Below are 15,844 nucleotides of genomic sequence, written 5' to 3'. Positions count from 1 at the left end.
ATCAGTTCTTCTTGCGGCTGATGATCTTGTGACGCTCCTTCTGGTCGAGCACGACCTTGCGGATGCGCACGTGGGTTGGCGTGACTTCGACGCACTCGTCGTCGTTGGCGAACTCGAGGCTCTCCTCCAGGGTCAGTGCCCGCGGCGGGGTGAGGTTCTCGAAGGTGTCCGCCGAAGCTGAGCGCATGTTCGTCAGCTTCTTCTCCTTGGTGACGTTGACGTCCATGTCCTCATTGCGGGAGTTCTCACCGACGACCTGGCCTTCGTAGACCTCGGAAGTCGGCTCGACGAAGAAGCTGCCGCGATCCTGCAGGTTGAGCATCGCGTACGGGGTCACCGAACCGGCCCGGTCGGCGACCAGCGAGCCGGTGGTGCGGAAGGTGATCTCCCCCGCCCACGGCATGAGGCCGGCTGACAGCGAGTTGGCGATGCCAGTGCCGCGGGTCTCGGTGAGGAACCGGGTGCGGAAGCCGATGAGGCCGCGGGCCGGGACCCGGAATTCCATGCGCACCCAGCCGGTGCCGTGGTTGCTGATCGATTCCATCTGGCCCTTGCGGGAGGCCATGAGCTGGGTGATCGCCCCCAGGTGCTCCTCGGGCGCGTCGATCGTCATCTGCTCGACCGGTTCGTGCAGGACGCCGTCGATCTCCTGAGTCACGACCTGCGGCTTGCCGACGGTGAGCTCGAAGCCCTCGCGGCGCATCTGCTCGACGAGCACGGCCAGGGCGAGTTCGCCTCGGCCCTGGACTTCCCAGGTGTCGGGGCGCTCGGTGGGCAGCACGCGCAGGGAGACGTTGCCGACGAGTTCGGAGTCGAGTCGGTCCTTGACCATACGGGCGGTGACTTTGGTGCCCTTCTCGCGGCCGGCCAGCGGCGAGGTGTTGATGCCGACGGTCATCGAGATCGCCGGTTCGTCGATCTCGATCGCCGGCATCGGGCGCGGATCCTCCAGATCGGTGATGGTGTCGCCGATCATGATGTCGGGAATGCCGGCAATGGCGACGATGTCACCCGCTGAGGCCTCCTCGGCCGGGACGCGCTGGAGACCCTTGGTCTCGAGCAGCTCGGTGATCTTGGCCTGGCCGATGTCGCCGCTGCCGCGGGCCCAGGCGACCTGCTGCCCCTTCTTCAGGGTGCCGCCGTAGATGCGCAGCAGTGCCAGGCGGCCGAGGAACGGCGAGGCGTCGAGGTTGGTGACGTGTGCCTGCAGCACTCCGTCGTCGTTATAGGCGGGTGCCGGGATGTGCTCCAGGATGGTGGCGAACAGCGGTTCGAGATCGTCGTTGTCCGGCACATCGCCGTCGGCGGGCCGGCGCAGGGAGGCGCGGGCGACCTTGGCGGCTGCGTAGACGACGGGCACGTCGAGCACGGCGTCGACGTCGAGGTCAGGCTGTTCTTCTGCCAGGTCGCTGGCCAGGCCCAGCAGCAGGTCCTGGGCTTCGTCGACGACTTCGGCGATGCGGGCATCGGCGCGGTCGGTCTTGTTGATGACGATGATGACGGGCAGGTTCGCCGCCAGCGCCTTGCGCAGCACGAACCGGGTCTGCGGCAGCGGTCCTTCCGAGGCGTCGACGAGCAACACGACACCGTCGACCATGGACAGGCCGCGTTCGACCTCACCGCCGAAGTCGGCGTGGCCGGGGGTGTCGATGACGTTGATGGTCAGCGGGCCGTCGGTGGCCGACGGTCCTGAATAGCGCACGGCGGTGTTCTTCGCCAGGATCGTGATGCCCTTCTCGCGCTCCAGGTCACCGGAGTCCATGACGCGGTCCTGCACTTCACCGTGGTCGCCGAACGCTCCGGTCTGTTTGAGCATCGCATCGACCAGGGTCGTCTTGCCGTGGTCAACGTGGGCGACGATCGCGATATTGCGGCGATCGAGGCGGCGTGCGGTGTGTTCTGTCATCAACATCCTCAAGAATTGTGTGCGGCCCGCGCCCCGGTGGGAGCACAGGCGGGCGAAGTCTCCGCGCACCTTTCACGGGCTCTGACCCAACACACCATTATAGGGGCCCGCAAGCCCGTGCCCTGCACTCGAAGAAGCTCAGTGCACCCCTTCGGGTGAGACGATTCCCGAGTTGAAAGCCTCGACGACGAGTTCGAGCCGGGACCGGACGTTGAACTTGCGCATGATCGAGGTGACGTGAACCTTCACGGTGCCTTCGCGGATGTCGAGTTTGCGTGCGATCTCGTGGTTCGACAGTCCCTGGCAGAGCAGGTAGAGCACGCCCTCCTCACGGTCGGTCAGACCGAGCTGGGCCATCTCCTCTGCCGGGTTGGCAGAGGCTGCCGGCTCGTGGGTGATGGTGGCGCCGAAGCCTGCGGCGTCCGGGGAGATGACGGCGGTGCCGCTGAGCACGGCGTCGATCGCCGAGCGGATCTGCACGACATCGGCAGTCTTGATGAGGTAGCCGTTGGCACCTGCGGCAAGCGCCTGGATGAGGTTCTCTTCGCTGTCGAAGGACGTCAGCAGGATGATCGGCACGCGTACGCCGGCGGCACGCAGGCGGCGGGTCGCCTCGATGCCGCCGACCTCGGGCATCGAGATGTCGCAGAGGATGACATCGATGTTCTTGACAGCTTCGCGGCCGAGCGGTTCGACGGCGGCGAGCATCTCTGCTCCGTCAGAGAATGTGGAGTCAACGCTGATGGCGGCGTCGTTGCCGAGCAGTTCGGCGATGGCGTCTCGAGTGAAAGCATCGTCATCGGTGACGATGACCCTGATGCGGTCGTAGGGCTCAACGATTGTCACTCGGTACCTCCGTGTGGGGCGTGGGCTGCCCGGCTGGTGCTGCGGGGAGTTCGACGCAGAGCTGCCACTGCGAGTCCGTGGCCTCAGCGCCTTCGACGACCGGCGGTGTCAACCGGCCAGTAGTCAGGATACCCCCTGCAGCCTCAATATCGCGGGCCAAATTTGCCAAGCCCAGACCCGAGCTGTCGGCAGGGTTCGGATTGCCCTCGGGAGATTCGGTGTTGCTGAGCACGACTTTGACGTGCGTTTCCGACCGCGTGAAGACCGCGTGCACCGGCTCATCCGGCGAGGCGTACTTGATCGTATTCAGGATGCTCTCGTCCAGCAGTCGGCCGAGCAGCCGCACGTACTGCTCCAGGGCTTCGGACGCCTGCGGTTCGACAGCGCTCTCGACAGCGAAGCCGTAGACCCGCAGCCGGTCGGAGTAGGACCGCAACAGCTGGCGAACCGTCATGGGGCCATGCGCGATGACAGGATCGCTGGCGCGTGCAGCTGCCGAAGGCTTCTTGGCCGGACGCGGGACGTCAGACCCAGGCTCGGCTGCGCCGTCGCCGCGGATCATGTCGTCGACGTCTCGGAGACGCCGAAGCAGCAGACGGACTTCACTGCTGGCGGCATGGGTTTCGGCGACGATGAGATCGAGATTCTCAGCCGCCTTGTCCCCACCACTCGCGCGCGCCTGCTGGGCTAGCAGAGAAACGCGCGTCAGCACTCCCCCGACCGAGTCATGGAGGTCACGCGAAAGCTGGTCGCTGAGCTCATCAAGCGCCTTCTGGTTCTGTTCGACGGCTGCTTCCTCGCGCCGAAGCAGGAACCGAATAAATCCACCAGCACCGAGAGCCAAAACGAGAATGATGGTCCAGAACACCAACGAGGACACAAAAACTGAGGCGTCGTAACTGCGGACTCCTGGGGCCATGACGGCCACAAGGAACACGATGCCGAGCGCGAATGCGTGTTTGACGAGACCGCGAGCGACGAAATAGGCAACGACGACCGGCAGAAGCAGGCTGGCGATTCCCAGGAACGTTGTGTCCGTGACGATGAGGTAGGCACCTGCAAAACCCACAGTGGCCACCATGATCCACGGTGAAAATGGGATCGTCAGCATGCCGATGCCAAGCAGGGAAAGCGGGATGAACGGGAACTCAGCGGCCTCAACCTGGGTCGCATCCATGATCCCCAGCCCCACGAGCAGGAGCGCCAGCAGAACAGGGACACCGAATTGCCCGAGTTGGGTGCGCGAACTCAAGCGACGAATCAAGGGCAGGTTCTCCCGTACGTCAGCCATTCGTTGATGGTACTACTTCGCTACGGCCATCTTCGGACACTCAAAAAGCCGCGCACCGGCCGTGTGACTAGCAGGTGCACGACAAAGAAGACTCTTCAGCGTTAACCGTTCGGCTTCACGTTCGAGCAGAGCATCTTGACTTTCCACACCAGGCAGATATTCGGGTAATCAGGTGAGGGCTTTGCTTGCACAGCCGCAGCAGGAGCAACAGTGCCGAACGACAGCATGACAGCTGCCGCGAGCGTCAGGCCGAGCGATTTCTTCATGACCCCAATCATGCCCGTTCGCGTGACCTGAGCCAATACGACTTTCGTCGTATCTCATAGACCGAACATGATGACCGCGCCCTGTGTGGAAACGGCGGATTCTGAGCAAAGCTGCAACACACGCTCCCTCTCAGCTGAACCCAAAAGGCATTCCGACCCGCGCATAGCTACCCCTTTCGGCTTAGCTCACGGCACCAAGGTCCAATAGCGCGGCACCTTGGGTGTTGCAAAGGTTAGACGCACCAAATTGGTCATCTCAGAGGAGAGAACAGTGAAACGACACTTGGTCCACGCTGTGCTGATTGGAGCACTCGCCTTCACCGGCGTGGGAACTGCACTGCCCGCGGCAGCCGGCCCGGCACCGCTCAAGACGGCAGACACCGCCATCCAGGAAAGCCCGGAGGCGCAGAAGGTCAACCCGGTCTTCAGCGACAAAGAGCTGAAGATCATGGCCGAGTCCTCAGGCCGCACTGTCGGCGAACAGCGCGAGTACGTCGAGGCCCAGGCCGAGCAGAACAACGAACTCTACGAGCTCTCACAGAAGGGCAACGACTTCGACGGCGCATTCTTCAATGAGGACAATGAGCTCGTCGTCCAGGCATCCGCCGGTTCGGCAGAGGCCAAGGCCGCGAAGGCAAAGGGCCTGGAGGTCCGCGACCCGCAGAACGGCGAGAGCAAGCTCAACGAGATCGTTGATGCCCTCAACTCGGTCGATGGAGACCGTTCAGCCATCGCCTCGATCGCCCCGGAGATCATCGACGACCGCGTCGTCATCACCGTCTCCGACGCCGATGCGAAGTCCGCTGTGCTCGACAAGGCCGCCGAGTACGGTGACGCCGTCACCGTCGTCGAAGGCGAGCGCAACATCCTGCACACCACCGCCCGCGGCGGCGACAAGGTCTCCGTGCCCGGCAGCTACTGCTCGGCTGGTTTCCCGGCCTCGACCACCGGCGGCACCAAGGTCATGATCTGGGCCGGTCACTGCGTCGAAGGTCAGCAGAACTTCTCCGTCGGCGGCAGCACCTTCGGCACCTTCGCAGCCACCGCCTTCAAGCCCTACGACGGCAAGCCCGACCGCGACATCGGAGCGATCTACGTCAACGCCGGCAACTCGGTGAGCACGAGCGTCAACACCTACGGCTCGGACTTCGGCATCACCAACGCCGATCGCGGGGCCTGGCAGGCTCCGGTCGGCACCGACATGTGCCGCACCGGCGCAACCTCGGGTGTCACCTGCGGCAAAGTCACCGGCTACAACGCCTCGGTCAACTACTCCGACAACCAGGGCCGCTCGGTGGCCCAGGTCTCCGGTCTCGGCACCTCCTCGGTGTGCACCGCTCCCGGTGACTCCGGCGGCGCTTACACCGCCGGCGGATACGCAGTCGGAATGACCTCCGGCGGACCGTCGAACCAGCGCTGCGGCTTCAACGGCGGATATATGGGAGGCTCCTCCTACTTCCAGCCGGTGCAGGATGCGCTGAACTACTACGGTCTGCGCTACGGCCACCGCTGATCGATCCCCCTGGGCCTCCGCAGGGCTGAACCGGAGGCAGCTACTCACAAAGGTACGGGTGTGGTGACCCGGGGCGCTGGGACGAATCGCATGATTCGTCCCAGCGCTTCTCTGTGCCCGAAAGACACCAGACACCCATGACCGCAGAAAAACTTCTGGCGGCAAGCACCGGTCCCCTACGACGATCGGCAGGGCGGATGGCCATACGTCGTAGCAGAGTCTGAACGCCGGCTGTCCGCCGCGCAGGGTCGGGGCTGGCGAACCTGAATACCGGCTGACCACACGGTCACCGGAGCCTGAGGGCACCCGGTGCCCACCGCCTCGGGAGCGGAGCGCTACGCCGTAAGTCCATCGCCTTTTGACCAAGGCGCAATATCGGCACCCGTGAGATTTCGGAAGAGTGAAAGCACCAACCTGAACGACTCTCACAAGGAGAAAACTCGTGAAACGCACGTTCGTCCACGCGGCCCTCGTCGGCTCGCTGGCCTTTGCAGGAATGGGAGCGGCGATGCCGGCTCTCGCAGCACCGGGCGGGGCGGCCGACACGGCCATCCAGAAGTCCCCGGAGGTCAAGAAGGTCGAGGCCGACTTCAGCGATAAGGAGCTGAAGATCATGGCCGAATCCTCGGGCCGCACGGTCGCGGCCCAGAAGGACCACCTGCAGGCGCAGTTCACGCAGAACAACGATTACTACGACCTCGTGCAGGCCGGCAACACCTACGACGGCGCGTTCTTCAACGACGAGAACAAGCTCGTCCTCCAGGCCCCGGCCGGTTCGCAGGCCGCCAAGGCCGCTGAAGCCGCCGGCTTCGAGGTCCGCGACGCCGCCAACGGCGAGAGCAGGCTCAATGACATCGCCGATGCGCTCTCGAAGCTCGCCGCCGATGACGCCGGTGTCGTCTCCGTCGCCCCGCACATCGCTGACGACGCCGTCGTCGTCACCGTCACCGACACCAAGGCCGACACCGCCGTGCTCGACAAGGCTGCCGAGTACGGCAACGCCGTCAAGGTCCAGAAGGGTGAGCGCAACGAACTGCACGCCACTGCCAAGGGCGGCGACAAGATCGGCCTGGGCGGCGGCTACTGCTCGGCCGGCTTCCCGGCCACCGACGGTGAGGGCAACCACGTGATGGTGTGGGCCGGTCACTGCATCGAGGACCAGGACAGCTTCACGGTTGAGGGCCAGGACTTCGGCTCCCACGGTGAGACCGCCTTCAAGTCCTACGACGGCCAGCCGGACCGCGACATCGGATACGTTGTGCTGGGCGACGGCAACGAGGTCAGCACCGAGGCCAACACCTACGGCTCGAACCACGGCATCACGAATGCCGAGGAAGGCGCCTGGCAGGCCCCGATCGGCACCGAGCTGTGCCGCACCGGTGCGACCTCCGGTGTCACCTGCGGTGAGATCACCGGCTACAACGCCACGGTGAACTACTCCGATTCGCAGGGCCGCGACGTCGCCCAGGTCTCCGGACTCGGCGAGTCGACCGTGTGCACCGCTGCCGGTGACTCCGGTGGTGCCTACACCGCCGGCAACCAGGCCGTGGGCATGACCTCCGGTGGACCTGCCGGACAGGACTGCGGCTTCAACGGCGGTTACGTCGACGGATCCTCGAACTTCCAGCCGGTGCCCGACGCACTGGACTACTACAACCTGGAGTACGGCCACAAGAGATGAGAATGTCGTCTCTCATCTGACGGTTCCCCGTTCCCTCGCGGGGTGACGCACGGGGGATACTCACAAAGGTAGGGTTCACAGCCCGCGGCGCCGGGGCGGAGCAGCAGCTTCGCCCCGGCGTCGTCTGTATGCGCTGGCAGGGGTAGCACCGCTGCCTGCTCCCCCGGTGCTCCTGAAGTGCGTGCCGATGCCGTGTGCCCGGGCATGTGCGCCTGGGCCCGTGTGCCCCTGCGCACCGCGCCCGAGGCGGTGGTCGCCTGAGCGCGGTGCGGACGGTGTCCTGAGGTGCCGGGCCAGCTCGCCCAGCGGGTGCATGGTGAGCGCTGCCAGCCTGTCTGGCACCGTTTCAGCCATGACGAAAGCGGAGGGAGACCAGTCGGTCTCTCTCCGCTTCGTGCGCGGTGCGTGCGGCTCAGTCCTCGCGGGTGGCGGAGATCATCGCATCGCGGGCTGCGCGGCGACGTCGCTGCTCATTGGGATCGGGCACCGGCACAGCAGCGAGCAGGCGCTGCGTGTACGGGTGCACCGGGTCGGCGACGATGTCGCTGGAGTTGCCGACCTCGACGAGGTAGCCGTGGCGCATGACGGCCACACGGCGGGCCAGCATCTCGACGACGGCGAGGTCGTGGGAGATGAACAGGCAGGCAAATCCCTGTTCGCGCTGCAGCTGCTGGAACAGCTCCAGCACCTTGGCCTGCACGGACACGTCGAGTGCCGATGTCGGCTCATCAGCGATGAGCAGCTTCGGCTGCAGCGCCAGTGCACGGGCGATGCCGATGCGCTGACGCTGACCGCCGGAGAGCTCATGCGGGTAGCGGTTACGCATCGAGGTCGGCAGCTCGACGGAGTCGAGCAGTGCCTCCACACGCTGGTTGAGCGCTGGTCCCTTGAGCTTCTCGTGCAGGAAGATCGGCTCGCCGATCGACTCACCGACCGGCAGCCGCGGGTTGAGCGAGGAGCCCGGATCCTGGAACACGATGCCGACATCGCGGCGCAGCGGCCGCAGCTGGCGGTTGCTCATGCCGGTGATGTCGGTGCCGTTGATCTCCAGGGAGCCCTCGACGACCGGCAGCAGGCCGAGTGCGGCACGGCCGATCGTCGACTTGCCCGAACCCGATTCGCCGACGAGGCCGACGACCTCGCCGGGAGCCAATGACAGGTTGATGTCGTGGGCGGCCCGGAAGGCCGGCGTGCGGCCGATCTTCGGGTATTCGATCGCGGCGTTCGTGAGCTTGAGCGCCGGCGTCTCGGTCGGGTCGTAGCTCTCATCCGGGTGCACGATCGTCTCAGTCGAGTCGAGCGTGATGTCGGCTGGCACCCAGTCGCGTTCGGCCGGCTCAGGCGTGGCCGCCTCTTCGAGGTCTTCGACGGAGTCGCCGAAGACGTGCTCTTCCTTCTCACCCAGGTGCGGCACCGAGTCAAGCAGCTGCTTGGTGTAGGGGTGCTGCGGGTTGTAGAAGATCTCATCGGCGGTGCCGGTCTCGACGACCCGGCCGTTCTTCATCACGAGGATGCGGTCGGCCATATCGGCGACGACACCCATGTCATGGGTGATGAGGATGATGCCCGAGTCGATCCGCTCACGCAGGTCGCGCATGAGCTTGAGGATCTCCGCCTGCACCGTGACGTCGAGTGCCGTGGTCGGCTCATCGGCGATGAGCAGGCGCGGATCGCAGGCCAGGGCCTGGGCGATCATGATGCGCTGGCGCTGACCGCCCGAGAGCTGGTGCGGGAACGAGTTGAAACGCCGCTCCGGCTCCGGGATGTCGACGAGCCGCATAAGCTCCAGCGCCCGCTCCTTGGCAGCCGAGGGCCCCATATCGAAGTGGGTGCGCAGCGTCTCGACGATCTGGAAGCCGCAGGTGTAGACCGGGTTGAGCGCGGTCATCGGCTCCTGGAAGATCACCGAGATCTCCTTGCCGCGAATGCGCTGCATCTGCGCCATCGGCATGTCGACGAGCTCACGCCCGTCGAGCTTCGCACTGCCGGTGGCCAGGCCGTTCTTGGGCAGCAGGCCGATGAGCGACATCGACGACTGCGACTTGCCCGAGCCGGACTCACCGACGATGGCGAGCACCTCACCGGGGTACAGCTCGTAGTTCAGGCCCTCTGCAGCGGTGAACCATTCACCGCCGACCCAGAAGTTCACTCCCAGGTCCTGCACCGAGAGGATCGGGGCAGCGTCTTTCGTGTGTTCAGTCATGTCAGCCCCTCAGTGCTTCGGTCCGTCAGTGTCATCCACGCCGCCTGGGCTGTTGTCACCCGGATCCTCGTGGGTGTTGACCGTGCCGGCCGGTCCGGGCCGGTCCGGACCTTCGGCCGGAGCGCTCTCGGCGTACGGCATGCCGGTTGCACCGGCACCGGTGGTGACAGCCGCGGCTGCCTCCTCCTCGGTGCGCTCGGGCTTGCGGACCTGTGCCTTGAGCATCTCCTTCTTCGACGGGATGCGCTTCTGACGCGGGTCGAATGCGTCGCGCAGGCCGTCGCCGATGAAGTTCACGCACAGGGCGATGACGATGATGAACAGACCCGGCCACCAGAACAGCCACGGGCGGGTGGAGAACGAGCTCTGGTACTCGTTGATGAGCTGGCCGAGCGAGACGTCCGGTGCGGTGACACCGAAGCCGAGGAACGACAGCGCGGTCTCCAGCACGATCGCCTGGCTCATGAGCAGCGTCGTGTTGACGATGATGACGCCCATCGCGTTGGGCAGCATGTGCTTGAAGATGATGCGGAAGTCGCTGGCACCGGCCACGCGGGCCGAGTCGACGAACTCGCGTTCGCGCAGGGACAGGAAGTCACCGCGCACGAGGCGGGCGAGACCTGGCCACAGGATGAGGCCCAGGCAGATCGCCAGCAGCAGCGGCGAAGAGTACTTGCCTGCCAGCACACCGAGCACAGCACCGACGACGATGACCGGCAGGGTGATGAACAGGTCGGTGATGCGCATGAGCACATCGTCGATCCGTTTGCGGTAGTAACCGGCCAGCGAGCCGATGAGAACACCGACGACGAGCGAGAGCGCACCCATCACGAGCATCACCATGATGGAGATCTGGATGCCCTTCATGACGCGGGCGAAGTTGTCACGCCCGATATCATCCTGCCCGAACGGATGCTCACCGAGCGAGAAGATGTTCGACAGCTGCCATGTCGGCGCACCGCCGTTCATGACGTCATTGGTGTTGTAGTGGTTGAACATCCACCAGCCGGGAATCGGGCCGACGCCCACTGACGAGTACGCCAGGATCGCGATGAGCAGCACGATCGTGAGGCCGGCGATGGCGCCCTTGTGCCGGATGAACCGGCGCCAGACGATCTGGCCCTGCGACAGGCCGGCGGTTTCCTGGGCCTCGATGGCGTTGTCGCCTTCGAGAGTGTGTGTGTCCTCGTGCTTCGAGGGATCTGGAAGTGAGGTAGTCATGCGTTCACCCGAATCCGTGGGTCGAGGATGGCATAGACGAAGTCCGCGACGATGTTCGCGACGACAGCGAGTATGCCGGTGATGAGGATATAGGCCATTACCGGGTCGATATCCGCCTTGCTCAGCGAGTCGACGAACATTCTGCCCATGCCGGCCCAGCCGAAGATCGTCTCGGTCAGCACGGCACCGCCGATGAGCGTGATGATGTCGACCGGGACGATCGAGGCCAGTGGCAGCAGCGCGTTGCGCAGTGCGTGGCGCATGATGACCGTGCGCTCAGTCAGGCCCTTGGCGCGGGCGGTGCGGATGTAGTCCTGGTTCATGACCTCCAGCATCGAACCGCGCGAGTAGCGGGTGTAGGTCGCGAACGAGATGAGCACGAGGGCGATTGACGGCAGCAGCAGGTGGGTGAAGCTGTCAACGGTTTGGTACCAGAAGTCACCCTGCATGCCCGGCGTCGCTGCGCCGATGGTGGCGATCGGCCTGCCGCGGATCTGGGGCAGGTTGGAGTAGCCGGCCCAGACCTGCATATTGCGGTCGATGAAGACGAGCAGGGAGGCAATGATCGCCACGATTGCGGCGGTGCGCGCCGAGGCGCTCTTGTCCGGTCCGCCCCATGCGTAGCCGACGCCGATGCCGATGGCGATCGCGACGACGAGCAGGCCGATGATGATGAACCAGTTGGCCGGGACGAAGTAGAAGAACCACTGCATCGCGTAGTAGAACACGCCGCCGAGCACAGCCGTGGTCAGTGCGGCGTAGAGTGCGCGCTTGTTGTGCAGTCCGGTCGACAGGTGGGTGACGAGCACGGCTGCGGCAAGTGACGTCACTGTCACGCCGATGAGTCCGATGCCCGGCTGCAGCAGCCAGTTGGTTCCGAACAGGAATGCCAGCAGGCCGAAGGTCACGATGGTGCCGGCTGCGAAGTTGATCATGCGCCGTCGGCTGGTGCCGCCCATGGCGCCCATCCAGAACGCGCCTGCGATGAGGGCGAGGACGGCGAGTGCCAGCCAGTTGACTTCGGGGTTGCGCAGGAAGTTGTTGAACTCGATGGCACCGTACTGCTTGAGGAGCACGGCCACCCAGAACACGGGCAGCGAGTAGAGCAGGAAGGTGATGAAGGTGATGGCGTAGTCGAAGCCGGTGTACTGGCGGATAGCCGAGATGAGGCCGACGGTGACGCCGAGGAGGATCGACACGAAGGTGGCGACGAAGACAAGCTTGACGGAGTTGATGATCGCGCCCTGGAGCATGCTCGTCACGGCCTGGCCCGAGAGCCACGAAGATCCGAGGTCGCATTGGCCGATGAGGCAGCCAGCGGCGCCGGAGAGCCACCAGAAGTAACGGATAGGTGAGGGGACGTCGAGCTGGAGATTGCGGACGCGGTTCTCCATCAGCTGCGCCGCGTTCGGCGAGGTGGAGGTGCGCAGATCAGCGAGGGGATCGATCGCAAGGTCGATCAGGATGTACATCAGGAACGTCACGACGAGCATGACGAGTGCAGCCGATAAGAATCGCCTGGTGAGATATGTGATCATTGGTCTTCCCGTGAGGGTCGTGGAACAGGGTGAGGCGGGGGTGCCAGGTGCCGGCACCCCCGCCGGTTAAAGCTGAAGAGGTCTCAGTGAAGAGGACCTCTACCTCACATCTGCCACTCCCAGAAGTTCCAGAACATGGTCGGTGACACGGTCATCGGCTTGACGTTCTGCAGCTGATCGGAGTACGCAACGACCTCCGGGAACTGGAACAGCGTGAGGCCGAAGCCTTCATCGACCAGGATCTTCTCGACCTCGCCGAGAATTTCAGCCTGGCGTGCCGGGTCGGTCTCGGTCTGGAGCTCGTCGTAGAGCTTGTCGACCTCGTCGTTGGCGAATCCGCCGAAGTTGTTCTGACCACCGGTGCGGAAGTTCGCGTCGGACTCAGTCACAGCGGTCGAGGTGGACTGCCAGCCGAACAGCGAAGCATCGTACTCACCGTTGCCCAGGTCCTCGGACCAGGTCTCGGAGGAGTTGTCGATGACCTCGAAGCCAGCCTTCTCAGCCGATTCCTTGATGAGCTGGAACTCCTGCTCACGACGGGCGTTGCCCTTCGCGTACAGCAGGCGGACTTTCGGAGCCTCATCGACGCCGGCCTCTTCAAGCATCTGCTTGGCCTTCTCAGCATCGCCTTCACCGTAGGTGTCCTCGATGCCCGAGCCCTGAACGATCGTGTCGTAGTCAGGCGAGCCCGGAACCTGGGTGAACGAGTTACGGATCTGAGCCTGATCGTTGAGCGGCTTGACGATGTCGTTGACGATCTTGCCGCGCGGGATCGACTGCAGGAAGGCTTCGCGGACCTGCTTGGCCTTCTCCTCATCGCCACCGTAGGAAGCCGGGTCGAACGGACCGTTGTTGTCGAAGGTCAGGTCGACGTGCTCGTAGGTCGCACCGTCGGCGGTGTTGTTCTCAACACCGTCGATGGCCTCGACGGCCTGGAGGACGTCAGCGGTCGACTGCGGGTTGATGAGCTGGACCTCGCCGTTCTCCAGTGCCTGAACGGCGGCCATCGGATCCTCGTTGTAGCGGACCGTGATCTTCGAGAGCTGCGGCTTGCGATCGCCCTCGTAGTCGTCACGTGCTTCGAGGGTCAGGTACTGACCTTCTTTGAAGTCGGTCATCTTCATCGGGCCGGTGCCGATGAGCAGATCCTCATCTTCCGGCATCGACGTCATGTTGTAGCCGGTGTTCCAGAACTCGGCGACCTTGGCCAGCTTCTCCTTGTCCTCGTTCTCGACTGCGTCGAGGATGGCCTTTTTGCCTTCCTCGGCGTCACCGGTGTCGAGGGCGTTCTTGGCCACGATGTGTGCAGGCACGCCGGAGTCACCGATGGTGAGGTTGGTCTCCCAGTCGGCGAAGGGCTTCGTGTACTCGAAGGTGATCTCCTTGCCGTCCTCGGAGATCTCCGGGAAGTCCTTGATCAATGCCAGGCCCGGCTCTGCGGCGTCGAAGAAGACATCGCCGCCGGCGTCCTCGACGACACCTTCGTCGTCGCGCTCTGCGTCCTCGGTGGTGTTGAAGTTGCCGCTCCGAGCAGCCCAGGCGAGCACGAGGTCCGCGGCGTCGACAGGGGTGCCGTCAGACCACTTGGCGTTGTCGCTGTAGGTGTACTTGACCTTGAGGGGATCCTCGGACACCTGCTCGACCGTGCCGAACGAGGTGTTGTCCTGCAGCTCCAGGTTCTCGTCGTAGTACTTGAACGCCTCGTTCATCATGTACACGACATTGGCGTTCGTGACGTTGTTGGTGGCGGAAGTGTTGTTGTTCATCGAGTAGAACGGCTGGTTCCACATCACGCTGACTTCGCCGCCACCGCCGTTGCCGCCGTCACCTCCGTTGCCGCCGGTACCACCGTCACCGGGCGGTGTGCACGCGGACAGCACCAGTGCTGACGCCGCCACACCGGCTGCTGCGGTGAGAATGCCTCTTTTCACGTCGTCTCCTTCTATCGGTAATCGCAATCTCACCTGACAGCATGACAATCATGACTGCCAGGTGAGCACTTCATGAGTGAAGTGTGGATTGCAACCAAAGCTAGGCCACCGGAGCCTGTGACGGAGTCCACAATCCGGGAAATAACGCCTATCGTTACCGATTTGAGACGTCGATGAATGGTGGGGTGCATGTTGTGCAGATCACTGTATGAACTTGCATCGTCCGACCCTTCCCGAGGCGGGTCTTCTGAGGTGCCGGCAGCGAGGTTCTGCGTGTCCTGCAAGCGCAGAACCGCGCTGGCTTTCGATTAGGGTGGAGGCCATGTTCTCGCTGCTGAATCGCCAGAGCTCCGGGCCACCGAGCTTCCCCGAGGAGGGCACTCTGCGCCCGGCCGGCTCCCGTGTCCTCGCCGGCACTGCCATCGGCGTCGCTGTTGTTGCAGCTGTGAGCATCGTCTACCAGTTCCCGCCGCTGACCGCCCTGGCGCTGATAGGTGTCCCCGCTTTCGGTGCAGCACTCATCTGGGCGCTGTACTGGCACCCGCGCGTCGACCTCTCCCCTGCCGGAATGACCTTCGTCAACATTCTGCGCACGACACCGATCCCCTGGCCGGCGGTTGATAAATTCGATCTGCGGTACGGGCTGGCCGTCACGACGCGCTGGGGGACGAACGAATCCGCGTGGGCGATGCCGCGGGCGATGAAGCGCGCTGTTCCGACCTCCCGGCAGATGCCGCCGAGTGCCTCGGCTGGGGCGCGTGCACGCGACAACGCGAATCCGCTCATCATTGCGGTCGTCGACTACCACGCCGAGTTAAAGCAGAGAGGATTCCTCACCGATCCGGTGCTCGAAGACACGGCGCCGCAGCGTCGGTGGAACACCGGTGTCGTCGCCGCGCTGCTGCTGACCGCTGCGTGGGCGGCAGCGGCGGTCATCTACCTGCAGGTGCGCTGAGCGTCACCAGCCGCGCTCGCGCCACTGAGGGATCTGCGGGCGCTCGGCACCGATCGTGGTCGCATCACCGTGGCCGGGCAGCACGTGGGCCTCGTCGCCGAACTGCCCGAAGATCCGCTCCTCGAGGTCGTCCATAAGCGAGGCGAAATCCTCGCTGCTCCATGTCTTGCCCGGGCCGCCCGGGAACAGGCTGTCGCCGGAGAAGATGACGGCCTCTCCCCCGGAATCGCGCAGCACATACGCGACAGATCCGGGTGTGTGCCCGCGCAGCTCGATGACCTCGAGCTCGAAGCCGTCGAAGGACAGGGTCTCACCATGGGCGACCGGTTGGTCGATGGTCTGGCCGGACTCCTCGGTGATCGCCTCGGCGTCATTGACGCCGGCGACGGTGCGGGCGTCGTAGCGCTCGGTGATCGGCTTGAGGGCGCGGACGTGGTCCCAGTGCCGGTGGGTGGTGAGCACATCGGTGACGTGGGCGGCATCGGCGGGCCCC

12 protein-coding genes are annotated in these 15,844 nt (G+C 64.5%); 3 read left to right on the top strand and 9 right to left on the bottom strand.

Annotated features, from left to right (window positions below; all coding sequences use genetic code 11):
• Position 1: 1 nt before the first annotated feature.
• The 4 genes from typA to B4E96_RS08125 form a co-directional block, all read right to left on the bottom strand.
• Positions 2–1,906, bottom strand: coding sequence for a translational GTPase TypA (gene typA / locus B4E96_RS08140; RefSeq protein ID WP_259798241.1), 1,905 nt, complete (start codon positions 1,904–1,906; stop codon positions 2–4).
• 138 nt (positions 1,907–2,044) lie between these two features.
• Positions 2,045–2,752, bottom strand: a complete 708-nt coding sequence (locus B4E96_RS08135; protein WP_102162726.1) for a response regulator — start codon at positions 2,750–2,752, stop codon at positions 2,045–2,047.
• Complete coding sequence (locus B4E96_RS08130; protein WP_102162727.1) at positions 2,739–4,043, bottom strand: histidine kinase; 1,305 nt, start codon at positions 4,041–4,043, stop codon at positions 2,739–2,741. The genes B4E96_RS08135 and B4E96_RS08130 overlap by 14 nt, the downstream gene beginning before the upstream one ends.
• 101 nt (positions 4,044–4,144) lie before the next feature.
• The gene (locus B4E96_RS08125) at positions 4,145–4,309 is read right to left on the bottom strand and encodes a hypothetical protein (RefSeq protein ID WP_165883195.1); all 165 of its coding nucleotides are present in this window, start codon (positions 4,307–4,309) and stop codon (positions 4,145–4,147) included.
• Between the two features lie 271 nt (positions 4,310–4,580).
• On the opposite strand from B4E96_RS08125, the gene B4E96_RS08120 reads away from it, so the two are divergent.
• On the top strand, positions 4,581–5,822 hold the full coding sequence (locus B4E96_RS08120; RefSeq protein WP_286957109.1) for a S1 family peptidase: 1,242 nt from the start codon (positions 4,581–4,583) through the stop codon (positions 5,820–5,822).
• 442 nt (positions 5,823–6,264) lie between these two features.
• Positions 6,265–7,503 carry a S1 family peptidase gene (locus tag B4E96_RS08115; RefSeq protein WP_286957108.1) on the top strand — a complete coding sequence of 413 codons (1,239 nt, stop codon included), beginning with the start codon at positions 6,265–6,267 and terminating at the stop codon, positions 7,501–7,503.
• A 412-nt stretch (positions 7,504–7,915) separates the two neighbouring features.
• Here B4E96_RS08115 and B4E96_RS08110 read toward each other — a convergent pair whose 3' ends face one another.
• The 4 genes from B4E96_RS08110 to B4E96_RS08095 form a co-directional block, all read right to left on the bottom strand.
• Positions 7,916–9,706 carry an ABC transporter ATP-binding protein gene (locus B4E96_RS08110; RefSeq protein ID WP_286957106.1) on the bottom strand — a complete coding sequence of 597 codons (1,791 nt, stop codon included), beginning with the start codon at positions 9,704–9,706 and terminating at the stop codon, positions 7,916–7,918.
• Between the two features lie 9 nt (positions 9,707–9,715).
• Positions 9,716–10,927, bottom strand: a complete 1,212-nt coding sequence (locus B4E96_RS08105; RefSeq protein WP_102162731.1) for an ABC transporter permease — start codon at positions 10,925–10,927, stop codon at positions 9,716–9,718.
• Positions 10,924–12,465: an ABC transporter permease gene (locus B4E96_RS08100; RefSeq protein ID WP_286957103.1), complete on the bottom strand. Its 1,542-nt coding sequence runs from the start codon at positions 12,463–12,465 to the stop codon at positions 10,924–10,926. The genes B4E96_RS08105 and B4E96_RS08100 overlap by 4 nt, the downstream gene beginning before the upstream one ends.
• Before the next feature lie 104 nt (positions 12,466–12,569).
• On the bottom strand, positions 12,570–14,396 hold the full coding sequence (locus tag B4E96_RS08095; RefSeq protein WP_286957102.1) for an ABC transporter family substrate-binding protein: 1,827 nt from the start codon (positions 14,394–14,396) through the stop codon (positions 12,570–12,572).
• A 322-nt stretch (positions 14,397–14,718) separates the two neighbouring features.
• Here B4E96_RS08095 and B4E96_RS08090 point away from each other — a divergent pair, with 322 nt between their 5' ends.
• A complete protein-coding gene (locus B4E96_RS08090) occupies positions 14,719–15,351 on the top strand; it encodes a PH domain-containing protein (protein ID WP_286957101.1) in 633 nt (210 codons plus the stop codon).
• A gap of 3 nt (positions 15,352–15,354) precedes the next feature.
• On the opposite strand, the gene B4E96_RS08085 is transcribed toward B4E96_RS08090, so the two are convergent.
• The coding region (locus B4E96_RS08085) for an MBL fold metallo-hydrolase (protein ID WP_286957099.1) at positions 15,355–15,844 on the bottom strand (490 nt) is incomplete at its 5' end.

The organism is Brevibacterium sp. UBA7493 (genome assembly GCF_002479565.1).
Taxonomy (GTDB): domain Bacteria; phylum Actinomycetota; class Actinomycetes; order Actinomycetales; family Brevibacteriaceae; genus Brevibacterium; species Brevibacterium luteolum.
This window is presented reverse-complemented; position numbering and strand designations above follow the sequence as displayed.

Bases quoted from the DNA above. Each gene is read 5' to 3' on its own strand.
- typA (WP_259798241.1), bottom strand. From the start codon at position 1,906: ATGACAGAACACACCGCACGCCGCCTCGATCGCCGCAATATCGCGATC.
- B4E96_RS08130 (WP_102162727.1), bottom strand. From the start codon at position 4,043: ATGGCTGACGTACGGGAGAACCTGCCCTTGATTCGTCGCTTGAGTTCG.
- B4E96_RS08125 (WP_165883195.1), bottom strand. From the start codon at position 4,309: ATGAAGAAATCGCTCGGCCTGACGCTCGCGGCAGCTGTCATGCTGTCG.
- B4E96_RS08110 (WP_286957106.1), bottom strand. From the start codon at position 9,706: ATGACTGAACACACGAAAGACGCTGCCCCGATCCTCTCGGTGCAGGAC.
- B4E96_RS08105 (WP_102162731.1), bottom strand. From the start codon at position 10,927: ATGACTACCTCACTTCCAGATCCCTCGAAGCACGAGGACACACACACT.
- B4E96_RS08100 (WP_286957103.1), bottom strand. From the start codon at position 12,465: ATGATCACATATCTCACCAGGCGATTCTTATCGGCTGCACTCGTCATG.
- B4E96_RS08090 (WP_286957101.1), top strand. From the start codon at position 14,719: ATGTTCTCGCTGCTGAATCGCCAGAGCTCCGGGCCACCGAGCTTCCCC.